Consider the following 23,802-nt stretch of genomic DNA (forward strand, 5'->3'; position numbering starts at 1 on the left):
GGAAGACGTTTTTTATTTTATAAAGTGAGTGATTGAGGAGAAATGAGCATGGTTCGATGTTTTAGGTGGACTCTTGGTCATTGGTTCGAGGATTATTGAAGTGGGCGAGGGTGACGGCGCTCATCAATTCTCACAAACGCTCATAGTTCATGTTTATCCGCTCTATGATGCGCGGCTTCCGCTCTATCTACATGCACAACCGCTCTATCACAATCTGCAACCGCTCATACTTGCCGCGCAACCGCTCAAAGCGTTTACGATCTTGTTTGGTCTTGACCTTAAACAAGTAAAAATCATCATAATTTCAGTCAATCCCTACAATAAAGTTTCAGGCTACTTGTAGACTGCGGCACAGATCCCACCCAGCCTCCCTTCGCCTGTGGGAAAAACTGATTCTTTTATGCGCCTAGCGCACACACGCCTCCCTCATAGTGCACGTATAGTATGATAAAACCAAATAGGCTGGAGGGAGCGGAATGACTTGGCTACTGATCGCAGGCTTTGCAATTTCATCTAGCATTGACAACTTTGGAGTCGGACTTTCTTACGGGGTACAGAGGGTCCGCATTCCATTCACGTCAAATGCACTCATTGCGGCAATTTGTTTTATCTTTAGTTTGATCGGCATCATCTCCGGTGCGTGGCTGGCCGAAATGTTACCAGGCATACTACCTGATCTCATAGCGTTTGCTGTACTTAGCGTCATTGGAATACGCATCATGATAATCGCCTTTCGTCAACAAAGAAAACATCAAGCGAATGTGTTCAGTGAACCGGAAAAGATGGATTTTGACGGATCTTCACATATTAGTCTTGGGGAAGCATTGCTACTCGGTATTGCGCTTTCTGCAAATGCATTAACGAACGGTATTGGAGCAGGTCTTTTGGCATTGTCGCCGATTGCAATCGCATTATCTGCGGCTGTTGGCAGTTATATAACGTTGTCTATTGGTGTGGGGTTGGGTGCGAAACTGGCAGGTGTACAAATTGGTAAGATGTCAGTAGGGCAGTTCGGAACATTCATGAGTGGTGTCATAATTTTATTGATTGCGGTCACACGTCTACTCTGACATGATGAGATGGTATACTAGAAATCATTATTGAGTGAAAGAGGCACGTATATGGCGTTGACTAAATGGAATATGAAGTCGTTTATGAAAGGCGCATCGATTTTAACTATTGCCGCTATCATCGTCAAAGTGCTGAGTGCGGTCTATCGTGTGCCATTTCAAAACTTAGTCGGAGATAAAGGATTCTATATTTATCAGCAAGTATATCCATTCATCGGTATATTTATCGTTTGGACGTCTTCGGGTTTTGCTGTCGCGGTGTCTAAGCTGCTTGCGGAAAGTAAAGGTCCTGGGGAGTCGCGTGGGATATTACGCGTGTCACTCGCCTATCTTCTCGTTTTATCTATAGGAATTTTTCTGTTATTGCGTTCTGGTTCATCTTTTTTTGCTGAATTAATGGGAGACACCGCACTGGCACCTGTTTTGCAAACCGGTGCGTATATTGTCCTCGTACTACCGTTCTTGGCTGTACTAAAGGGTGTCTTTCAATCGGAAGGGCAAATGATACCTGTAGCCATTTCAAACGTCTCAGAGCAGCTGTTCAGAGTAATCATTGTGCTGGCGGGTACGTGGATTGCAATACGTGCGGGAATATCGCTTTATAAAATAGGGGAAATTACAATGTGGGCGGCGATCGCAGGTGAAGTGGTGGGTGTCTTGATCTTGACGTGGTTTTTCCTACAACGGGAAAGTATGCCGGTAGATACTGTAAAGCCGTGGCGTGTGATCAAAGATCTGACCAAAATTAGCATCGGCGTTAGTGCAAGTTCATTAATTTTGTTAGTGTTTCAATTGGTGGATTCTTTCACGGTCTATAACGCATTAGTTGAAGCGGGTGCAATGAGTGAGGCTGCAATGGAAATGAAAGGCGTCTATGATAGGGGACAGCCGCTTGCGCAAATGGGTATTTTGCTTGCATCTACGTTGGCGTTGGCGCTCGTGCCGTTAATTGCGCACCATGCATCCAAAGGTGATGGACGAGGCGCGTTACCGTTCATTAGTTTGACGTTCCGGACATCTATTTTATTCGGCTGGGCTGCGACGATAGGATTGGTTCTCGTACTCCCTTTTGTCAATGAAATGCTGTTTCAAACACGCACAGGATCTGTCGCGCTAATCATCTTCTGTAGCCAGATTTTCTGGTTGTCGATTATTTTACCACTGACAGCTATCCTTCAAGGGAGCGGAAAAGTACGTGAGCCGCTGCTACTCATGTTGCTTGGCATCGTAATAAAACTGTTGACTACGCCACTGATGGTTCGACAGTATGGAATTGAAGGTGCCGCTGCATCCGGCGCTATTTCGTTCGCGCTCGTTGCTGTATTATTGATTATTTACTTTAAGAGATTTTGGAAGCTTCCGTTGGCTTCGCGACGTTTTTATACCGTGCTGATTAGCGCAGGCGTTGCAATGGCGGGGGTATTAATTCCTTGGATGCTCATAGCGCACTATTGGCTGTTTGACGGCCTACCCTCACGCGCAAGTTCAACGTTAACTGCACTGTCAGCTGTCGCCATTGGAGCAATCATATTCCTTTTCGTCATCTTGAAATCACGTATAATGAAGGAAAAAGAGTGGTACTTACTGCCCTTTGGAAAGCGATTGGCGACCGCTCAACTATGGCTAACTAAAAATAGAAGGTGAATTATGTGAATAAAATAACAGTTATCGGCCTTGGTGCGAGTGATTTAGAACAACTGTCACTAGGTACGTACCGATTATTGAAGCAAGCGAACCATCTCTATATTCGTACGGAAGAACATCCCGTTGTTGCAGAATTGCGTTTAGAAGGATTAAACATGGAAAGCTTTGATTCGATTTATGAAGCAAATGATTCATTTGAAGACGTCTATCAGCAAATCGTCGATAAACTTCTTGAACTGTGTGCGCAACAGCCCATTACATACGCTGTGCCAGGTCACCCGCTTGTAGCGGAACGTACGGTCCAATTATTGATTGAAAAAGAACGAACAGGTGAGATTGAGCTTCATATCGCAGGCGGCAGTAGCTTTTTGGATCCAATTTTTACGGCGCTGCGTATCGATCCGATTGAAGGTTTCCAACTGCTAGACGGTACGGACTTAAAACGGGACGACGTGCGCATGGATCAGCACGTATTAATTGGACAAGTGTATGATGCATTTGTCGCTTCTGATGTAAAATTGTCTTTGATGGAGAAATATCCTGATCATCACGTTGTCACAATCGTTACGTCGGCGGGTTCCCGAGATGAAAAACTGACAGAAATACCGCTATTTGAGCTTGATCGTGTAGTGACGTTGAATAATCTAACGACTGTCTATGTACCACCGCTACTAGATCACGAACAACGACTGAAAGAGTGGAGTTCATTCAGGGACATCATCGCCACGTTACGTGGACCAGACGGTTGCCCTTGGGACCGCGAGCAAACGCATGAATCATTGAAGCGCTATTTAATTGAAGAATCCTTTGAGTTAATTCAGGCCATCGATGAAGAAGATGATGACGCAATCATTGAAGAACTTGGAGATGTTTTACTACAAGTCTTCCTCCATGCACAAATCGGGGAAGACAATGGGTACTTCTCAATGGAAGACGTACTCGAAACTGTCGGGTCCAAAATGATACGACGTCATCCACACGTATTTGCGCAAACACAAGCTGACACAACCGAAGAAGTGTTGACGAACTGGCAAGCCATCAAGGAGATGGAAAAACCGAAACCTTCTACGCTGTTAGAAGGACAAGAACGTTTGGCATCTTCCTTGCTGACATCTTATAATTATCAAAAAACCGCAGCAAAAGTGGGATTTGACTGGCCTTCCATAGAAGGAGCTTTCGACAAGTTTCAAGAAGAGTGGATAGAATTCCAAGAAGAAGTGAAAAGTGGCGGGCCGGAGCAACAGCTAGATGAGCTTGGAGACGTGCTGTTCACTATCGTCAACATTGCAAGATTCCTAAAGATCTCACCAGAAGAGGCCATGTGGCACGCCAATGAAAAATTCAAATCTCGTTTCCAGTTCGTAGAGCAATCCGTGAAACAAGGAAGCGGAAAATTTGAAGACTATACATTAGATGAACTAGAAGAATTCTGGCAACAGGCCAAACGAAAGGAAGAATCCAAATGAGACTCGATAAATTTCTAAAAGTATCTCGCTTTATCAAACGCCGGACGCTTGCGAAGCAAGTGGCTGACCAAGGCAGAATTACGATTAATGGGAAAGTGGCCAAAGCGTCCTCGGTCGTCAAGCCGGGTGATGAGCTTTCAATCCGCTTCGGCCAGAAGATTGTCAATGCTACAGTAAATGAGCTGAAAGCATCGACTAAGAAAGAAGATGCAGCAGGTATGTATACGATCAGTAGCGAAGAACGCTTAGAGAAAGTGGAACTTGAATTTGTAGATGACGAAGAGTAAAGCTATGTAACGAAGAGGCAGCCTGACATCAGGTTGTCTTTTTTAATAGACAGTCCAAAGGGGGCTAGAATATAGGATTTGCACATCCGCTTTAAAACAGCTTGTCATGTTTGGCCAAGCCTCTGCATAGGATATGGGGAACGTACTAGAGAAGGGGGACGCATATGCAGATTCAAACAGACAGCTCGATGTATACTATTCCATCAGGAGACCACGTAGTGACGATGCGCAATCGCAAAAGAATGGACCTCACATCCGTGAAAACGATCGACCGCTTTGACCAGGAGGAATTTCTCGTTAGAACATCGCTGGGCGTATTGCAAATCCGTGGGGAGGAACTGCGTATTGTACATCTAGATGTGGACAAGGGCCTACTTACGCTTGAAGGTACTGTCCAAACACTTCAATACGATGACGAAGAAGCAGGCTCACGCAATTTCCTCCATAAATTATTCGGATGAGTCTATCCGTCCAGTTCTTCAGTCTATTGGCGATGATCGGGACAGGGATTACTGCTGGAATCGTAATGGATTTATTCGGAACCATTGTCGCCGCGTGCGATAACCGTTCGTTCATTAGAAGATGGGCATTCTGGTTGGAATGCCTTATCTGGATTGCGTTGGGAATGGTGTCGTTTTGGGTATTAATCATGGTACGCGACGGGGCATGGAGAATGTATGACCCTGTTGCACAGGTTAGTGGCCTGTTATTGTATGCAGCAATCTTCCATCATCCCGTGAGAATCATAGGTAGGCTACTGTTACTTGTGGTGCTTAGGCCGATTTGGCTCATCATTCGTCTTGTCTACCTAATGATTCAACGCATTTTCTATTTAATTTCCTCCATTCTGTCACTAATCACGTCACCGTTTATAAGATTAGTAAAGAACATAGGGAAATTCCTTCAAAATAAATGCAGAGTACTATATAATAGATTGCACTAGTAGAATTACGCCAGAAAGGTGTGTGCGCCATGAAAAAAACACAGAAGCCCTCAACAAAGAATGTGACATCAATCGATACAGACTATGTGCGCTCCATGCAAAAAAAAGAAAATTTTAAGAGAGCGCAACAAAAACGTCTGCGTAATCGGTTGGCTGTATTTTTTGTTATCGTCTGTGTGGTTGCTGGAAGTTTATTCAATATGAATGCAGGACAGAAAGAAATCCTGGCTGCCAAACATAAGGAAAAAGCCCAAGCAACAGCTACACTAGAGGATTTGAAAGAACAGCAAGAACAACTGAATAGGCAATTGATTCGTTTGGATGATGACGAGTACATTGCTAAACTCGCACGTAAAGAATACTTCCTGTCTGAGTCCAATGAGATCATTTTTTCCATTCCTGATAAGAAAAAAGAGTCAGAAAAAGACATAAGAAAAGAGTAGTCATGTTGACACTCTTTTTTTGTTGGCTATAATATAGGTAGGAGCCTGTAAAATACAGGCACTGCCAATATGGTTGATAGGCTTACGAGCCGCTTAAAACTTAAGGAGGAGCATTTTTTTTATGTCAATTGAAGTAGGCAGCAAGTTAGAAGGTAAAGTAACCGGGATCACAAATTTTGGGGCATTTGTTGAATTGCCAAGCGGATCCACAGGATTAGTCCATATTAGTGAAGTAGCTGACAATTATGTCAAAGATATTAATGATCATTTAAAAGTCGGCGATATGGTTGAAGTCAAAGTAATGAATGTGGGATCTGACGGTAAAATCGGGCTTTCCATCCGTAAGGCTAAACCTGAGTCAGAACAACGTCCACAGCGTCCACAACGTCCAACTAGACCTCGTCAAGGAAGCAAACCAAGCTTTGAACGACCAGAGAATTTTGAGCAGAAGATGGCAAAATTCATGAAGGACAGCGAAGAACGTCTAACTACCTTAAAGAGAGCGACAGAGTCCAAGCGTGGCGGTCGTGGAGCCAGAAGAGGATAACTTGCTGACTGATTCAACTGTAAACTAAAATTAGATGACATCCTATACGTATGTTCCGGACTATGGAGCATGCGTTTTTGTGTGTCTTAAAATGTATATGTTTTGACTGGCGTTGGGTATTCGAAGTAGTGAGTGTCATGCTTTGGACGCGCACAGGCACGTGGGGGATTACCTTCAGCCATGAGCCAGTTGTCTCATGCACACGGCCTAGCCAGCAGTTGTTAAGTAGTTATCAAATCAGGTAGTGGTTTGTAGAAGAAAAAGATCAGTGACTATACGATTCCATTTTTCTATCGTGGCAAAGCGAGTATTTGAACTGCACTACATACTAACTAACGAAGGTGCTGCCAATGATCGCCCCGCTTACTTAGCCGGTCAAACCGCCACCTTTGCATAATATAAGAAAAGCCTTCGTGAACCAACTATTACATGTCGATTCTTACTTACTATTCAAAAAACCAAGATACCTCCTGATCTCCCACATCAAAAAAACTCCCTTGCTTAAGCAAGAGGAGCCTTCGTGTTTTTATTATAGCGGCGGAGGGATTCGAACCCACGACCTTTCGGGTATGAACCGAATGCTCTAGCCAACTGAGCTACACCGCCAAGACATACGCACGTTGATATTATACAACTTCCAACGCAACGTCTCTTATCATACTAGGCATTTGAACAACTGTCAACACCTCTTTTGCTTAAAAATAAACATACGGAATACGTCGAAATGTTTTGTAAATATGCCGCCACGAACAGACAAAATTTCTCGCGAATCCCATGTATAGTTTTATGTAAGAGAACATAGGGGGTATGGGAAATGAAAATGATTGACAATATGGAGAGACCAATTGTGCAGATGTTCAGGGCGTACTGGCAAGAACTGATGAATAGAAAAGTATACTTGCTAACTGCTCTTCTATTCTTAGTAGGATCATTCTTTCTATCGCAAGCAGTAGTATTCGATATGGCAGTACCATTCTTCTTGCCGATTTGGGCGTTGGCTAGTATGCGTTACCGCCAACACATGATCTATGTATTTATAGGGGGTATGGCGGGCAGCGCGTTTCTTGGGGTGGGACAAGCTGTCATTCATCTAGCACAATTGTTACTGTTTCATTCAATCATTAAAATTCCAGTCGTGAAGAGATCCATTCCGATCGCTGTGGCAGGAGCAATGATTATACCGCAATTAGTTTGGCAACTTGTAAAGTACGGTGACGGGATGTTGCCTTTAGCGATTCAGTTGTCGATAGGGTTAGAAGCATTGCTTGCATTGTTCATGACAATTTTCATGTTACTAGCTTTTCCTTCTATAGAAAGAATGCTGTATGGACCGTGGAATCCCGAGCAGATCAGTGCGATGTGTATTGTGGGAGCGCTGGCAGCTACCGGGATGGGAGGATTCCAAATTGGTGCGGTATCTGTCGCGGGGGTCTTCTTATTTTTAGCGATATTTGTAGCCGCCGTAGTAGGGGGAGTACCGTTCGCTACAACTGTCGGTATGATTATCGCATTGATAATAGGTGTATCAGAGTTGTCCTTTACGGGCATGATGGCGTTATATGGTATGACAGGATTGCTAGCGGGTTCATTAAAACGCTTTGGAAAGCTTGGAGTCATCACTGGAAGTGTCTTTGTTTCGCTCTTTTTCCTTCTATATGATGCGACACTGCCTCTGGATACCGTTCACTTTTCCACGGTTGGTGCTGCGGCCTTACTGTTCATATTGATTCCTTCACGCAAATTAAGCCAAATACGACAAGTTTTATTGCCGAAACAAGAAGGAATATCCGAAAAACGACAGCAATGGCTGGCGGATAAACTAGATGGTCAGTTGGCGGAGTTCCAGCAATTTGCTCATTTCATGTCAACGCTCGTGAATGATCGTCTGTCTCCTGAAGAGGAAGTTGCGGCGACAAGTCAAGTGCCGTCTATTTGTCAATCCTGTTTTCGTTACCGAAAGTGTTGGGAGAACGAAGAGGACGGTATAGAACCATTGATTGATGAATGGGAAACAACCTATTCAGCAACGAAAAAGGCGGCTCGTGTACGAGTTGAACAGCAGATGAAGTACAAATGTCTACGATTTAAGGGACTAATGAATGAATTGGAAGAGAGAGGGGCCAATAAGTTATTGATGGGGCAGTTACAACATGGGCGAAAAATGTTAGCCCTGCAATTGCGCGATATGAGTACTCATATTGAAAAAGTTATGAGAGAGGTAAAGGAAGACCTAACTACGTATAAGTTGGCTGAAGAAGAGCTTGCGAATCGTTTACAATCACAAGCAATAGAGTTTTTCCAAATAGATATTTTATCCGAAGAACGGGGTGCCTGCAGAATTGTAATTTCTGTACCGGAAAAAAAGGCAGATTTTGAAGCAGAAACGACTGTTGGAGAGTATTTATTACTGCCGATCTTGGAGCAAATGTACGAAGAGCCGATGCATATTTCAAAATCGACTTATCAGCCGTTTCCATTTCCGCACGTACAATTGACCTTTAGTTCTGCCGTTCGTTTTTCGCTCGAATATGATATCGTCACGACGGCAGGAAAAGGATCGTTCAACGGTGGTGATGCGTATGAGTTATTCAAGATTCATGACGGATTGTCAGCCGTACTGTTATCAGACGGAATGGGACAGGATATCAATGCATATCACGAAAGTAGAAAGGTAATCCGACTGATGCGGGAATGCTTGGGTCAAAAAATGGATCCTGAAACTGCTATCCACACATTGCATTATATGATGGCATTGAATGGACTGGATGATATGTATGCAACGCTTGACTTGGCGTTAATTGATTTACAGGAAGGGCGACTGTGGTCGTGGAAAGCTGGTTCGATGAGTACTTACATTAAAAGAAGTGATGAGTGTATCCGGTTAGACAGCAAAACCGTACCATTTGGCTTCTTGCCCTCATTTTCAATAGAGGCAAAGAATGAAAAGCTAAAGTCGGGTGATATCGTCGTAATGACAACGGATGGAATATTTAATGGAGATATACCGCTTGATATCCAGGAAGACGTGATGAATCAAACGATAGAACGTTTTAAAGATATGGATTGCCGAACGATTGCCGATCAAGTAATGATGGAGATGGAGCGTGTATTTGAGTCAGTGGAAGATGATCGTACGATTCTTGTAATGAAGGTTGGCCATATTGTGCCTAAGTGGTCAAAAGCTAATAAGCAACCTCGAATCATTTCTAGCTAAACAATGTTAGAATAGAGAGAGGAGGGAGATGGATCATGAAAAGTTTGCAGCAAAAGGTATTGAAGTTTATCGACAAGCAAACGTTGATTCCTCCCGGCTCTCGTGTATTAGTCGCGTGTTCGGGTGGTGTGGATTCCATGGCACTGCTTCACTTTCTTGCGACGCATCAGCAGTCTTTGGTCATTGAAGTGGCGGCCATCCATGTAGACCATATGTTACGTGGAGTTGAATCTGCTGAAGATGCGTCTGTTGTGAAGCAACTGTGCAAGGAATTCGGGCTACCCTTTTATTCTGAACAAGTACCTATTCCGGCTATCTTAGAAAGCCAGGGCGGTAATATGCAACAAGTGTGTCGGCAACAGCGTTATGCGTGTTTCGAACAAACGATGGAAAGTGAGCGGTTTACCGTTCTCGCAACGGCCCATCATGCGGAAGACCAACTGGAGACAGTGCTGATTCAATTAAGTAAAGGGCAATCATTAAATGGTATGCCGATCCAGCGGTTGTTTCATTCGGGGAAAATTATACGTCCATTCCTTCCATTAAAAAAGAGCGAATTGTACATGTATGCGTCATATCACAAAATAAACTTCCGAGAAGATCCAAGTAATCAGCAAGATAATTATCTGCGTAATCGTATGCGGCATCACATACTACCAATCTTGATAGACGAAAATCCATCCGTCGCGGTCAACACAGTCCGACAAACAGAACAACAGCAAGCGGATGAAATGTTGCTGAATGAGCTAGCCGATCAACATTGGCGATCGATTGTTACGTATACGGATGAGCAGCTTCCCTCTTTTCAACGGGAGGCATTTCTTGCTATTCCCTACGCTTTACAAAAGCGCGTGATTCAACTACTATTAAAATGTCTAACTAACCCAGCAACAGAGAACGCTGAGTGGCATTTTGCATTAGTGGATGAACTGTTACAACACATTACGAACTCGGCTGGGAATATCACAATTGATTTGGCGTATGGCTATCGGTTTGTCAGAGAATATGATAAACTGCTAATTACAAAAATGGATATAGATACAGCGTCTCTTCGTCCAAAAGTACTTGCGAAAGGTACTTGGCATACGTGGGGGAATATTCAGTTTTACTGGCATCATGCCAACGCACATATGATCGAAGAACTCCTACCATCAGATGAGGTCAGGTATTTCCAATTACCTGAGTCAGAACTTCCGTTCACTGTACGGCTTCGGATGACCGGAGACAGAATGTTGATCAAAGGAATGTCAGAGACAAAACGTGTCAAGCGGATATTGATTGATGAAAAGATAGGAATTAGGCAAAGGCAACAGCAGCCTGTCATTACGACGGCAAGCGGTACTGTGTGTGCAGTACCCGGTGTACGGTACAGTGAGATGTTTTCACACCGCCAACTAGAAGGCGATTCATACATATGGATTACGCGAGAAGGCGAGACAAGATAAAATAGAGGGGGACGGGCCGATGATCGCGCAAGATATCGAGCATGTTTTAATTTCAGAAGAGCAACTAGAAGAGAAAGTCCGAGAACTGGGAGCAACATTAACTGAAGAGTACCGTGAAAAATTCCCATTAGCAGTCGGTGTACTTAAAGGTGCGTTACCATTCATGAGTGACCTGATCAAACGCATTGATACGTATATCGAATTAGATTTCATGGATGTTTCTAGCTATGGAAATGCGACAGTTTCATCAGGTGAAGTAAAAATCATCAAAGATTTGAACACAAGCATAGAAGGCCGCGATGTGTTGATTATTGAAGATATTATCGACAGTGGGAAAACATTGAATTACTTAGTGGAACTGTTTAAATACAGAAAAGCAAATTCTATCAAGATTGTTACGTTGTTGGATAAGCCGACAGGACGTAAAGTAGATTTAAAAGCAGATTACGTAGGTTTTGATGTACCAGACGCATTCGTAGTGGGTTATGGGTTGGATTATGCGGAGAAATACCGCAACTTACCGTATATCGGCGTATTGAAAAAGGAAATCTACTCTTTCTAACAGGAGTGTAATGAACCGGATTGAAGGCTGTTTTTCTTAAGGCATTTCTTTTGTTAAGTAGTGTCAATCTATGCTAAAATTTACAATAGTTTTCTGTTTAGTTTTTGTTGAATGAGATGAGGAGGCTTGGGATGAATCGAATACTTCGATACTTTCTTTTATATGGATTAATCTTCCTAGCAATAATGGGGATTTTCAGTTCGCTTAACAATCCAAATCCGAAGATGAAACCAATTCGGTATGATGAATTCGTCACAGCGCTGGAACAGGGGAAAGTTGAAAATGCAACTTTTCAGCCATTGCAGCTTGTGTATGAAGTAAAAGGGGAAATGGCCGGCTACGAAAAAGGTGAAACTTTCGTAACGAATATTCCGGAAAATGATATGGACAGTATTGGTGAGATTGTCAAAACGACAAGTACCGAGATTGACATCCTACCGCCAAAAGAAACAAGCGCGTGGGTATCGTTCTTTACAGGACTCGTACCATTCATAATTATTATTATCCTTTTCTTCTTCTTGCTGAACCAATCACAAGGCGGCGGTGGCGGCAAGGTGATGAACTTCGGGAAAAGTAAAGCGAAACTGCAATCAGACGATCGAAAGAAAGTACGTTTCAATGATGTTGCAGGTGCAGATGAGGAAAAAGCTGAGCTCGAAGAAGTCGTGGACTTCTTGAAAGATGCCAGTAAGTTTGTGGAGTTAGGTGCACGAATTCCAAAAGGGATTTTGCTAGTAGGACCTCCAGGTACAGGTAAAACATTGCTTGCACGTGCAGTTGCAGGTGAATCAGGTGTACCATTCTTCTCGATTTCAGGTTCTGATTTCGTAGAGATGTTCGTAGGTGTGGGTGCTTCCCGAGTGCGTGACTTGTTCGAGAATGCCAAGAAAAACTCACCATGTATTATCTTTATCGATGAAATTGACGCGGTTGGACGTCAACGCGGAGCCGGCTTAGGCGGCGGTCACGACGAGCGTGAGCAAACGTTGAACCAGTTGCTAGTAGAAATGGATGGCTTTGAAGGAAACGAAGGTATTATTATCGTTGCTGCTACAAACCGTCCGGATATTTTAGACCCGGCACTTCTTCGTCCGGGACGCTTTGACCGTCAAATTACGGTTGGTCGTCCAGATGTTAAAGGAAGAGAAGCTGTGTTGAAAGTTCACGCGCGTAACAAACCGCTTGATGAAACAGTTGATATGAAAGCTCTTGCTCAACGTACTCCAGGATTCTCTGGTGCAGACCTTGAGAACTTATTGAACGAAGCGGCTCTTGTAGCAGCGAGAAGAAATAAACAGAAAATCGATATGTCCGATATTGATGAAGCAACGGATCGTGTTATTGCAGGCCCTGCGAAAACAAATCGCGTCATTTCGAAAAAGGAACGAAACATCGTCGCGTTCCACGAAGCGGGTCACGTAGTCGTGGGCTTAATGCTTGATGACGCAGAAATCGTCCATAAAGTAACTATTGTACCTCGTGGGCAGGCTGGCGGATACGCAGTTATGCTTCCGAAAGAAGATCGCTACTTTATGACAAAACCTGAACTCCTCGACAAAATTGCAGGTCTTCTAGGTGGGCGTGTATCAGAAGAAATCGTCCTAGGCGAAGTATCAACCGGTGCACATAATGACTTCCAACGTGCTACGGGTATTGCCCGTTCAATGGTTACAGAATACGGAATGAGCGATAAAATCGGTCCGATGCAGTTTGGTCAGACGCAAGGCGGTCAAGTATTCCTTGGACGTGACTTCAACTCTGAGCAAAACTATTCTGAAGCGATCGCATACGAGATTGACTCTGAAATGCAAACAATAATTAAAGAACAATACGAACGCACAAGACAAATTTTGACTGAAAACCGAGATTTGCTTAATCTGATCGCTACGACTTTATTGGAAGTCGAAACGTTGGATGCGGAACAAATCAATCACTTGAAAGATCACGGTACATTGCCTGACCGTCCATACGAAAACAACGATGGTAGTAATGTTGACAAGAAAGTTGTAGAAGAATCCCCTGTGGAAACTACAACTCCGGATAGCACGGGTGCACCATCTGACCCGTCAATCGGTGACTTGCCAAGTGAAGGTGGAGCGGTAGATAAGACGCTGCCATCTATTGACGAAGAACGCAGAGACTAAGCGAACCCAACAGCCGACTGTATACAGTCGGCTGTTTTCTTATGAAGGGGAAGTGCGTTCGGTACACATTCACAGTATCTGCATGTGAAATTATGATATGATGTACGGGAAAAAGTCAAAGTAAGAGGGGACAGCGACTATGTTATTAGTATTAGATACAGGCAATACGAATATTGTGTTAGGTGTATATGAAGGGGATCAATTGATGCACCACTGGCGGATGGAAACCTATCGACATAAAACAGAAGACGAATACGCTATGCAAGTAAAGGCGATGTTCCAGCATGTGGGGCTTTCATTTACTGACATCACAGGCATTATTATTTCTTCTGTAGTGCCGCCTGTCATGTTCCCGTTAGAGCAAATGTGTAAAAAGTACTTTAATCAAAAGCCGATGGTCGTTGGACCGGGTGTGAAAACAGGATTAAATATTAAATATGAAAATCCCCGCGAAGTTGGTGCGGACCGAATTGTTAATGCGGTGGCAGCCATTAGGGAATATGGTAGCCCGCTCATTATCGTAGATTTTGGAACGGCGACTACGTATTGCTATGTTAATGAACATGGCGAATACATGGGCGGATCTATTGCGCCTGGTATTAAGATATCTATGGAAGCATTGTTTGATCGTGCCTCTAAATTACCGCGCGTTCAACTCGCTCGGCCGGAGCACGTAGTAGGTAAAAATACGGTTGCTGCCATGCAGTCGGGTATAATATTTGGATACGTTGGCCAAGTAGAAGGAATCGTCAACCGTATAAAAGAAGATTGCGAAGTACAACCTACTGTGATCGCAACAGGTGGGATGGCGGATTTAATTGCATCTGAAACCAAAGTGATTGATATTGTGGATGACTTCCTGACGCTTAAAGGATTACATCTGATTTATGAAAGAAATTTGTAAGGAGAGAATAAAATGACAACAGATTATTTAGTAAAAGCATTAGCCTTTGAGGGGCAAATTCGTGCATATGCAGTACGTTCAACAGAAACGGTAGGAGAAGTGCAACGTCGTCACCAAATGTGGCCGACAGCGACTGCTGCTCTTGGGCGTACAATTTCAGCAGCGGTCATGATGGGTGCCATGTTAAAAGGCGATGACAGCATTACGGTGAAAATCCAAGGCGATGGTCCACTAGGTCCGATTGTTGTGGATGCTAATGCAAAAGGAGAAGTTCGTGGTTATGCAACGTACCCACAAACGCACTTGCCATTGAATGAGCAAGGGAAATTAGACGTTCGTGGAGCAGTGGGTACGGAAGGTATGCTGTCTATCGTAAAGGATCTTGGGTTGAAAGATTACTTTACAGGGCAAGTACCGATTATTTCCGGGGAAATTGCTGAAGACTTCACCCACTATATGGTAGTATCTGAACAAGTGCCATCGGCTGTTGCTTTAGGTGTACTCGTTGATCCGGATAACACAGTTAAAGCGTCAGGCGGATTTATTCTGCAAGTCATGCCAGGAGCTACGGAAGAGACAATTGAATTGCTGGAAGGAAGAATCGCAAACATGACGGCAATTTCCACTATGATTGACAATGGACTGACACCTGAAGGAATCCTAACAGAAGTACTAGGTCAGGAAAACGTAGAGTTCCTCTCTAAAGTAGATGTAAAATTTGACTGTGAGTGTTCCAAAGAACGTTTTAGCGAAGCGATTAAAGGGCTTGGAGCTGTAGAAATCCAAGCAATGATCGATGAGGACCATGGTGCAGAAGCCCAATGCCACTTCTGTTTAGAAAAGTATCAATTCACTGAGCAAGAACTACAAGAATTACTATGAGTAGAATCTGATGTATCCACCCGTTGCCATTCGCCTTTTGCGGTAGCGGGTTATTTAATAATCTATGCAAATTTATAAATTTACTATAGAAAGCGCTGCCAATATCCGCACAAGTATTGTAAGCATAAATGAATACAGACTTGTATATACATCGACAAAGGACTTCCCGTTCAACCTGTTTTTGCGGGAAAGTGATAAACCGTAATCTTCTGAATGATATTATTGACAAGTGAAATAGAAGGTAGTAACATTAAGTCAATAAAACATATTAAAATACTGGGTATTAGGAGCGGATGACAAATGAGTAGAGTGGGAAATTCAGTTATTGATTTAGTAGGTAACACACCGTTAGTAAAATTAAATCGTTTAACAGGTGCAGATGATGCAGATGTGTATTTGAAACTAGAATTTTTCAATCCTGGCTCAAGCGTCAAGGACCGTATTGCGCTTGCTATGATCGAGACAGCGGAAAAAAACGGTAAATTAAAAGAAGGTAGCACAATCATTGAACCGACAAGCGGGAACACAGGAATTGGACTTGCGATGATCGCGGCGGCGAAAGGGTATAAATCTGTACTTGTTATGCCTGACACGATGAGCTTAGAGCGACGCAACTTACTCCGCGCATACGGAGCAGATTTAGTACTAACTCCAGGTGCTGAAGGGATGAAAGGCGCAATCTCGAAAGCTGAGCAACTAGCAGAAGAAAACGGTTGGTTCTTGCCGCAACAGTTCAATAATGAAGCGAATCCCGAAGTTCATCGTTTAACAACAGGGCCGGAAATCGTCAATGCTCTAGATCAAGTAGATGCATTTATCTCTGGAATTGGTACGGGTGGTACGATTACAGGAGCGGGTGAAGTGTTGAAAGAACATTTCCCTGGAGTTCGTATCGTAGCGGTAGAGCCGGAAGATTCAGCTATATTATCTGGTGGTAAGCCGGGACCACATAAAATTCAAGGGATCGGTGCGGGATTCGTGCCGGAAGTTTTAGACACGGCTATCTATGATGAAATTATCAAAGTCTCTAATGATGATGCGTATACGTTTGCGCGTCGTGCGGCTCGTGAAGAGGGGATCCTTGGAGGCGTATCTTCAGGTGCGGCGATTGCGGCTGCGTTGCAAGTGGCAAAGAAGCTAGGTAAAGGCAAGACAGTTGTAGCGATTATCCCATCTAACGGAGAGCGTTACTTAAGCACACCTCTTTATCAGTTTGAGGAAGAGTAAAAGATTAAGTATCGCGGGAGCTTTCTGCTAACGTTGCAGTGGTTCCGAAGACGTAATTGTATCCTTTGCACATATGAAACTGTCGCTAGAAGTAGTAAGTAGCTTCTAGCGTCAGTTTCTTTTTATATCCAGTAACTAAATGGCGTAATCTTCAAGTTGTTATCAGCGGGTAAAATTCTGTATAATTAAGATGAACCAACCTAGTTATACATAGAACAGAGGAGGCTCACTGTGAATAAAAAGTGGAGCATAATAGTTTCGGTTTTAATTGTGATTGTCATGGGTACTATTATTTTCTTGTTGAATAAGGAAATTAAAGAGGAAACGGGCGGTCTTCCGGGTTATGAGGATTTGAATATGGAAAGTTTGCCGAAAGATGTGGTAGATCGTTTGCCGGAGGATTGGCAAACTACTACGGACACTGATAAGCCTGGGCTTGCGAAGGGGGACTTAGCTCCGGATTTCGAATTGACTACATTGTCAGGTGATACGGTCAAGTTATCTGATTATCGTGGCAAGACGGTCATGTTGAACTTCTGGGCATCATGGTGTCCGCCATGCCGTTCAGAAATGCCGCATATGGAAAACTACTATACAGACAGTAACGAGTCTGGCGATATGGAGATACTCGCAGTCAATATGACGAAAACAGAGAAGAACAAGGTAGAGAGTGCGAAAGAATTTGTCGATGAATATAATTTGACATTTCCGATTTTATTGGATAAGGATAGCGAAGTCATGAAAATGTATCAGATAAAAGTTTATCCGACTTCGTATATCATCAATAAAGATGGTGTGATTACGGATAAAATGATGCTGCCGTTGGATGATACAATGATTAAACAGTTAATAGAGGAAAGTAACGCAGAGTGAATACTAGAGACGCAGGGGGAACTAGCATGAATACAGTAGCCTATCAGACGGCTTCAATGACAAAAGACGAATTCTTTTATGCCTATCGTCAACTTGCGACAGAGATAGAACGACATGTTTTATTGGAGAGTGGTCGTGGCGGGAAGATGTGTGTGGCGGGACTTGATCCACTCGTGACGTTCAACGCAACCAAAACAGGCCTACGTTTAGAGTGGCGTGATGGCAAAGAAGAATGGCTGACGGGAGAAGATCCACTAGTCTTGCTGAATAATTTTATGGGGCAATATAATCTGGAGCATCAGAGAGGCTTGCCTGCCTATCAAGGTGGGCCAATTGGGATGGTCAGTTACGATTATGTCAGACGCTATGAGACATTACCGGTACTTGCAAAGGATGATTTGGCGACACCTGACGTATTCTTTTATCTCTTTGATCAATGGGCTGTGTTGGATATAGAGAATAACAACGTCTATTTTATGACATTGCCTGAGAAGCAGCACGCACTGGAAAATATGGTGAATGAATGGGCGGAAGCATTACAAAAAGGTCTGCAGCATCGTCAATTTACTACTGGACAAGCAGTAGATGTGGACGTTACTGAAGAAGATCTACAAGTTTCTGTAACAGGAGAGCAGTTCGAGCAGATGGTGCGCGATGTACAGCAATTCATTGATGATGGGGACGTTGTGCAAGTGAATTTGTCCGTGCGTCAGTCAAAACCACTTGGAGCTCCTTCTTTGTTGATGTATGAAGCATTGCGTTCGTTCAATCCATCACCTTACATGGCCTATATGGCAGCGCCAGATTTTGAAGCGGTCTCTGGTTCTCCAGAGCTGTTGTTGAAAAAGCGCGGAACTGAATTGAGTACACGTCCGATCGGTGGCACGAGAAAGCGTGGGATGACGGAAGTGGAAGATCTAGCTTTACAGGAAGAGTTGGTATCGAATGCCAAAGAAATAGGTGAGCACAAGATGCTTGTCGACCTCGAATGTGCAGACTTTCAAGGGATCTGTCAGGAAGGCACAGTAGAAGTGGATGAATTCATGGTCGTCGAAAAGTATTCGCACGTCATGCATTTGGTATCGAATGTTCGTGGTACTGCGTCTTCTGAAGATCTGGCACCTATTATGCAAGGTGTATTCCCTGGTGGCTCAATTACGGGAGATCCTAAATTGCGTACGATGGAAATCATTGAAGAACTGGAACCGACGCGTAGAGGGCTCTACACAGGGTCAATGGGTTGGATTGGTTTCAATGGAGACCTAGAGCTGAATATAACTATTCGTACAGCGTTCATTCAAAATGGTATTGTGCATATCCAAGCGGGTGCGGGTTTAGTACCTGATTCGAATCCTGCTGCTGAATATCAAGAATCTCTAAATAAAGCAAAAGCATTGTGGCAAGCGAAAGAAATGGCGGAGTTGGCGACTCGTAGAGAAAGTGGGCAACTGCATTGATTTGCTGGATTAACGGTAAGCAAGTAGTCGCGGAAGAATTACAGATATCCCCTTTTGATCATGGGTTTCTTTACGGGCTAGGATTTTTCGAAACGTTCCGTACATATGAAGGTCAAGTATTCCTTTACGAATCTCATATGATTCGCTTACGGTCGGCATTGGCTGATTACCGTATTGAAATGCGGTATAGTGATGAAGAAATTCTGTCGGCTATTCATTCTTTGTATAAAGAGAATGGCTATGAGGATGGTTATTACCGATTAAATGTATCGGCGGGTGTGCATAATATCGGGCTAGCACCTACACAATATGAACAACCGAATGTACTGATCTTCCAAAAATCACTTCATCTTCCACCCGTACATACGGAAAAAGATGGCGTTTGGCTCGCAACAACACGTAATGAACCGGAAAGTGTCATTCGTCATAAGTCACATCAGTATGCGAATAATATCAAAGGACGCCTAGAATTAACTTCATTGAAAGAAACAGAAGGCCTATTTGTTACTTCGGACGGCTATGTGGCAGAGGGCATTACATCGAATGTGTTTTGGGTGAAACAAGGTCAGTTGTATACACCTTCATTGGAGACGGGAATTTTACCTGGTACGACGCGGGCGTTTGTCATCGAAATGGCCGGGGGAATCGGATTGCCTATCCATGAAGGTTTGTATATGCAGGATGAGCTTGAATCGGCGGATGAAGTATTCATTACCAACGCGATTCAGGAACTAGTTCCGATTCGCCAAGTAGGAGAAGTACTGTTTTCCGGCAAGGAAGGATCGGTCTATCAACGATTGCATGCCGGTTACCAACAAGCTGTCAACCGAATGAAAGTGAGTGACTAGTAATGAAATTATCAAAAGCGCGTGCATCTTATAGACTGGGTGAAACGACGATTAATTTTGCGGAAGAAACGGTGATTATGGGGATATTGAATGTCACACCGGATTCGTTTTCGGATGGCGGGAAATATGGCCAGCAAAACCCGGCACTTGAACATGCACGGAAAATGCTTGCCGATGGTGCGAAAATCATCGATATTGGCGGAGAGTCTACTCGTCCGGGGTACACGCCTGTACCAGTCGAAGAAGAAATTGCGCGTGTTGTACCAATAATCGAGTTGCTTGCGAAAGAACTCGGCTGCGTAATTTCAATTGACACGTCAAAGGCAGCCGTGGCGGAAGCGGCGATTATGGCCGGTGCAAGTATAATTAATGATGTATGGGGTGCGAAGCGGGAACCAGCGATCGCGGAAGTGGCGGCGCGCTATGGCGTACCTATTATTTTGATGCACAATCGTGAAAATCGTGATTACCAGCTACCGTTCATGGAGGCTGTTATAGAAGACTTGCAGCAGAGTATCGATATTGCAAAGCGGGCGGGGGTTAGTGAAGAGATGATCTGGTTGGATCCAGGCATCGGCTTCGCGAAAGATCTCGAGCAGAATATATTAGCGATGCAAGGGTTGTCTTCGATTGCGAATCTTGGATATCCAGTTTTGCTCGGTACATCACGTAAAGGCATGATCGGTAAAGTACTCGATCTACCTGTAGAAGAGCGTATAGAGGGTACGGGTGCGACGGTTTGCTACGGTATTGAGCACGGCGGACATATTATGCGTGTTCATGATGTAAAGGAAATCTCACGTATGGTCAAGATGATGGATGTATTGACGAAGAAAGCAGCATACACTGGGTAAGCGATAAAATGGAGGGATTTCATGGATTATATTCATTTGAATGATATGGAGTTTTACGGTTACCACGGCGCATTGCCTGAAGAGAATAAACTCGGACAGCGTTTTCGGCTGACGGTATCATTGGCGACGGATCTTGCGGAAGCCGGACAGACGGACGACTTATCGAAAACAATGAATTATGCAGAAGTGTATGAGATGTGTAAGAATATCGTAGAAGGCGAAGCGGTTCATTTGATCGAGACGGTGGCTGAAACAGTTGCGGGAACGATCATGACGGACTTTGCGGAAAAAGTAAATGGTGTGCGGGTCTTGCTTATAAAGCCAGATCCACCGATTCGTGGACATTACTCATCCGTTTCCGTGGAAATCACGAGGGGGCGTTTCTCTTGAATAACGCCTACTTGTCATTGGGATCGAATATAGGTGATCGCCTCGAACATTTACAGCAAGCAGTACAATTGTTAAATGAACACTCTTCTATTAACGTGTTACAAGTTTCTTCCGTATATGAGACCGAGCCTGTCGGATTAACGGAACAGGCGAAGTTTTTAAATATTGTAGTCAGGCTTGAGACTACATTAGAAGCAACGGAATTATTGAGTGCGTGCCAATCTATTGAAAATAAGCTTGGCAGAATGCGCAAAATACGTTGGGGCCCACGTACGGTAGACTTGGATATTTTGCTATATAACGAGGAACACATTCAATTGGAGAATCTGATCATTCCGCATCTCCGTATGCAAGAGCGTGCATTCGTGCTTGTACCGCTAGTTGAGATTAATGAGGATGTAAAGAATCCTACAACAGGAACACTTTATCGTGAAGAGCTAGCGATAAAGGAAGACGGAGTGAATTTTTGGAAAAAGGTTGAACAAGTCGAAGAGTTTTTAAGAAAAGGTTGAACGTCGAATGATCAAACTGCTCTATAATAGGGCGGTTTTTTCTATACAATAGAATGAGATAACTGTTTGTCCTTTTGTTAGGCCTCGAATTTGTGTACAATAGTTGCAGACGACTGATCCTGGGAAGAAGGACGGTCAAAGTATGAAGGAGTGAAAGGAAATGTCCAATATGGATGAAATGAATGATCAGCTTTTGGTGAGACGCCAGAAGATGAATGATATACGTGAAGATGGTTTGGATCCGTTCGGTCAGCGTTTTGAACGAACACACCTGACAAGTGAGATACGCTCTAATTATGAGGAGCAAACAAAAGAAGAGTTGGAAGAAAACGAGCATGAAGTAACCATTGCTGGTCGTATTATGACAAAGCGTGGGAAAGGTAAAGCAGGATTTGCTCACATCCAAGATCTTGGAGGTCAAATCCAGATTTACGTGCGTCAAGACGCTATCGGTGAAGAAGCATATAAGCTATTTACCTCTGCAGACCTCGGAGACATAGTCGGCGTTCAAGGTATTATTTTCAAAACAAAAGTAGGAGAACTTTCTATTAAAGCAACAAAGTTTACATTCTTAACGAAAGCACTGCGTCCATTGCCTGAGAAATTCCATGGTCTACAAGACGTAGAACAACGCTATCGTCAGCGCTATCTAGATTTAATATCAACAGAAGGTAGCAAAGAAACTTTCATTATGCGTAGTCGAATCATTCAATCCATGCGTCATTACTTGGATGGACAAGGCTTCCTTGAAGTAGAAACGCCTATGCTTCACTCAATAGCAGGAGGAGCAGCAGCCCGCCCATTCGTTACACATCACAATACGCTTGATATGACATTGTATATGCGAATCGCTATCGAACTACATCTAAAGCGCCTGATCGTTGGAGGCCTTGAGAAAGTATATGAAATCGGACGGGTATTCCGTAATGAAGGAATGTCCACTCGTCACAACCCTGAATTCACAATGATTGAGTTATATGAGGCATACGCGGATTACAATGACATCATGGAACTAACAGAAAACCTAGTAGCGCATATCGCACAAGAAGTACTTGGAACTACTACTATTCAGTATGGTAATGATCAAATTGATTTAGCGCCGCGCTGGAAGCGACTGCACATGGCAGACGCAGTCAAGGAGTTTACAGGCGTAGACTTCTGGCAGCAACTCACGAAAGAACAAGCGCATGAACTAGCTAAAGAACATAACGTACAAGTAACTCCTTCTATGGAAGTAGGTCATGTTCTGAATGAATTCTTCGAGCAAAAAGTAGAAGAAGAACTTGTCCAGCCGACATTCATCTATGGACATCCAGTAGAAGTGTCTCCACTTGCAAAGAAGAATCCGGAAGATCCGCGATACACAGATCGTTTCGAGCTATTTATCGTACGTCGTGAACACGCGAATGCCTTCACAGAGTTAAATGATCCGATCGATCAGCGCGAACGGTTCGAATCGCAGCTGGTAGAGAAGGAGCAAGGAAACGATGAAGCGCATGAAATGGATGAGGATTTCATTACAGCATTAGAATATGGACTACCGCCAACAGGTGGACTTGGCATCGGAATCGACCGTCTCGTTATGTTGTTGACGAACTCACAATCGATCCGCGACGTGCTGTTGTTTCCTCAAATGCGTCCTAAAGACTGATATGACAGCTCCAATAGCAATATTGGAGCTGTTTTTTATTGCCTACATGCAGTGTTTTAATAGAATGTAAAAGAAAATCAAAAAGAATTAAAGAAAACACTTGCGTTATTTAAAAACGGGTGGTATATTTATGAAGTTGCTTTTGAAGTTAGCGACTTAGCGAAAAACATGACGAAAAAGTTTTTCATAAAAAGTGTTGACAACAAAACGGCGAGATGTTATTATAAGAAAGTTGCCTCTTACGAGAGACCAACCGAATGAACCTTGAAAACTGAACAGCAAAACGTTAACGAAATACAGTTTATGCATCTAACGATGACATAAACAAAATGAGTATCTTAATTGATGCCAGCAAATGAAACTCGAGCTAATCGAATTTCTCTTATGGAGAGTTTGATCCTGGCTCAGGACGAACGCTGGCGGCATGCCTAATACATGC

Annotated in this window: 23 protein-coding genes and 1 tRNA gene; 23 read left to right on the forward strand and 1 reads right to left on the reverse strand. The window is 43.5% G+C overall.

Annotation, left to right across the window (positions count from 1 at the left end; translation table 11 throughout):
- The first annotated feature begins 73 nt into the window (after nucleotides 1-73).
- The 9 genes from CSV80_RS14925 to CSV80_RS14965 all read left to right on the forward strand — a co-directional run bounded on the left by CSV80_RS14925 (nucleotide 74) and on the right by CSV80_RS14965 (nucleotide 6,400).
- The gene (locus CSV80_RS14925) at nucleotides 74-343 is read left to right on the forward strand and encodes a hypothetical protein (protein ID WP_099671470.1); all 270 of its coding nucleotides are present in this window, start codon (nucleotides 74-76) and stop codon (nucleotides 341-343) included.
- 133 nt (nucleotides 344-476) lie between these two features.
- Nucleotides 477-1,070: a sporulation membrane protein YtaF gene (gene ytaF / locus CSV80_RS14930; protein WP_099671471.1), complete on the forward strand. Its 594-nt coding sequence runs from the start codon at nucleotides 477-479 to the stop codon at nucleotides 1,068-1,070.
- A gap of 51 nt (nucleotides 1,071-1,121) precedes the next feature.
- Complete coding sequence (locus tag CSV80_RS14935; protein ID WP_233201612.1) at nucleotides 1,122-2,714, forward strand: putative polysaccharide biosynthesis protein; 1,593 nt, start codon at nucleotides 1,122-1,124, stop codon at nucleotides 2,712-2,714.
- 5 nt (nucleotides 2,715-2,719) lie between these two features.
- Nucleotides 2,720-4,180: a bifunctional methyltransferase/pyrophosphohydrolase YabN gene (gene yabN, locus CSV80_RS14940; RefSeq protein ID WP_099671473.1), complete on the forward strand. Its 1,461-nt coding sequence runs from the start codon at nucleotides 2,720-2,722 to the stop codon at nucleotides 4,178-4,180.
- Nucleotides 4,177-4,467, forward strand: a complete 291-nt coding sequence (locus CSV80_RS14945) for an RNA-binding S4 domain-containing protein (protein ID WP_099671474.1) — start codon at nucleotides 4,177-4,179, stop codon at nucleotides 4,465-4,467. The genes yabN and CSV80_RS14945 overlap by 4 nt, the downstream gene beginning before the upstream one ends.
- Nucleotides 4,468-4,631: 164 nt before the next feature.
- Nucleotides 4,632-4,928, forward strand: a complete 297-nt coding sequence (gene yabP / locus CSV80_RS14950; RefSeq protein WP_029054884.1) for a sporulation protein YabP — start codon at nucleotides 4,632-4,634, stop codon at nucleotides 4,926-4,928.
- On the forward strand, nucleotides 4,925-5,410 hold the full coding sequence (gene yabQ, locus CSV80_RS14955; protein ID WP_099671475.1) for a spore cortex biosynthesis protein YabQ: 486 nt from the start codon (nucleotides 4,925-4,927) through the stop codon (nucleotides 5,408-5,410). The genes yabP and yabQ overlap by 4 nt, the downstream gene beginning before the upstream one ends.
- Before the next feature lie 29 nt (nucleotides 5,411-5,439).
- Nucleotides 5,440-5,853: an FtsB family cell division protein gene (locus tag CSV80_RS14960; protein WP_099671476.1), complete on the forward strand. Its 414-nt coding sequence runs from the start codon at nucleotides 5,440-5,442 to the stop codon at nucleotides 5,851-5,853.
- Nucleotides 5,854-5,974: 121 nt separating this feature from the next.
- A complete protein-coding gene (locus tag CSV80_RS14965) occupies nucleotides 5,975-6,400 on the forward strand; it encodes a S1 domain-containing RNA-binding protein (RefSeq protein WP_029054887.1) in 426 nt (141 codons plus the stop codon).
- A gap of 532 nt (nucleotides 6,401-6,932) precedes the next feature.
- Here CSV80_RS14965 and CSV80_RS14970 read toward each other — a convergent pair.
- Nucleotides 6,933-7,006 (reverse strand) — tRNA-Met (locus CSV80_RS14970).
- A 208-nt stretch (nucleotides 7,007-7,214) separates the two neighbouring features.
- Here CSV80_RS14970 and CSV80_RS14975 point away from each other — a divergent pair.
- From CSV80_RS14975 to lysS, 14 genes are all read left to right on the forward strand, one after another.
- Nucleotides 7,215-9,614: a SpoIIE family protein phosphatase gene (locus tag CSV80_RS14975; protein ID WP_051210614.1), complete on the forward strand. Its 2,400-nt coding sequence runs from the start codon at nucleotides 7,215-7,217 to the stop codon at nucleotides 9,612-9,614.
- Between the two features lie 35 nt (nucleotides 9,615-9,649).
- Entirely contained in the window at nucleotides 9,650-11,059 is a 1,410-nt protein-coding gene (gene tilS / locus CSV80_RS14980; protein ID WP_099671477.1) for a tRNA lysidine(34) synthetase TilS, read from the forward strand.
- 19 nt (nucleotides 11,060-11,078) lie between these two features.
- A complete protein-coding gene (hpt, locus tag CSV80_RS14985) occupies nucleotides 11,079-11,621 on the forward strand; it encodes a hypoxanthine phosphoribosyltransferase (protein WP_085132333.1) in 543 nt (180 codons plus the stop codon).
- A gap of 131 nt (nucleotides 11,622-11,752) precedes the next feature.
- Nucleotides 11,753-13,765, forward strand: a complete 2,013-nt coding sequence (gene ftsH, locus CSV80_RS14990; protein WP_099671478.1) for an ATP-dependent zinc metalloprotease FtsH — start codon at nucleotides 11,753-11,755, stop codon at nucleotides 13,763-13,765.
- A gap of 139 nt (nucleotides 13,766-13,904) precedes the next feature.
- Nucleotides 13,905-14,669, forward strand: coding sequence for a type III pantothenate kinase (locus tag CSV80_RS14995; RefSeq protein WP_099671479.1), 765 nt, complete (start codon nucleotides 13,905-13,907; stop codon nucleotides 14,667-14,669).
- Between the two features lie 12 nt (nucleotides 14,670-14,681).
- Nucleotides 14,682-15,551 carry an Hsp33 family molecular chaperone HslO gene (gene hslO / locus CSV80_RS15000; RefSeq protein ID WP_099671480.1) on the forward strand — a complete coding sequence of 290 codons (870 nt, stop codon included), beginning with the start codon at nucleotides 14,682-14,684 and terminating at the stop codon, nucleotides 15,549-15,551.
- 300 nt (nucleotides 15,552-15,851) lie between these two features.
- A complete protein-coding gene (gene cysK, locus CSV80_RS15005; RefSeq protein WP_099671481.1) occupies nucleotides 15,852-16,778 on the forward strand; it encodes a cysteine synthase A in 927 nt (308 codons plus the stop codon).
- Between the two features lie 231 nt (nucleotides 16,779-17,009).
- Entirely contained in the window at nucleotides 17,010-17,651 is a 642-nt protein-coding gene (locus CSV80_RS15010) for a peroxiredoxin family protein (protein ID WP_099671482.1), read from the forward strand.
- Nucleotides 17,652-17,677: 26 nt separating this feature from the next.
- A complete protein-coding gene (locus CSV80_RS15015) occupies nucleotides 17,678-19,108 on the forward strand; it encodes an anthranilate synthase component I family protein (protein ID WP_099671483.1) in 1,431 nt (476 codons plus the stop codon).
- The gene (gene pabC, locus CSV80_RS15020) at nucleotides 19,105-19,956 is read left to right on the forward strand and encodes an aminodeoxychorismate lyase (protein WP_099671484.1); all 852 of its coding nucleotides are present in this window, start codon (nucleotides 19,105-19,107) and stop codon (nucleotides 19,954-19,956) included. The genes CSV80_RS15015 and pabC overlap by 4 nt, the downstream gene beginning before the upstream one ends.
- 2 nt (nucleotides 19,957-19,958) lie before the next feature.
- The gene (gene folP, locus CSV80_RS15025; RefSeq protein WP_099671485.1) at nucleotides 19,959-20,810 is read left to right on the forward strand and encodes a dihydropteroate synthase; all 852 of its coding nucleotides are present in this window, start codon (nucleotides 19,959-19,961) and stop codon (nucleotides 20,808-20,810) included.
- Nucleotides 20,811-20,831: 21 nt separating this feature from the next.
- Nucleotides 20,832-21,200 (forward strand): dihydroneopterin aldolase, encoded by a 369-nt coding sequence (gene folB / locus CSV80_RS15030; protein WP_099671486.1) that lies wholly within the window; start codon nucleotides 20,832-20,834, stop codon nucleotides 21,198-21,200.
- On the forward strand, nucleotides 21,197-21,712 hold the full coding sequence (folK, locus tag CSV80_RS15035) for a 2-amino-4-hydroxy-6-hydroxymethyldihydropteridine diphosphokinase (protein ID WP_099671487.1): 516 nt from the start codon (nucleotides 21,197-21,199) through the stop codon (nucleotides 21,710-21,712). Before folB ends, folK begins: the two co-directional genes overlap by 4 nt.
- 160 nt (nucleotides 21,713-21,872) lie before the next feature.
- Entirely contained in the window at nucleotides 21,873-23,363 is a 1,491-nt protein-coding gene (gene lysS, locus CSV80_RS15040) for a lysine--tRNA ligase (RefSeq protein WP_099671488.1), read from the forward strand.
- The last annotated feature ends 439 nt before the right edge of the window (nucleotides 23,364-23,802 follow it).

Source organism: Sporosarcina sp. P12(2017), assembly GCF_002743035.1.
GTDB lineage: Bacteria > Bacillota > Bacilli > Bacillales_A > Planococcaceae > Sporosarcina > Sporosarcina ureae.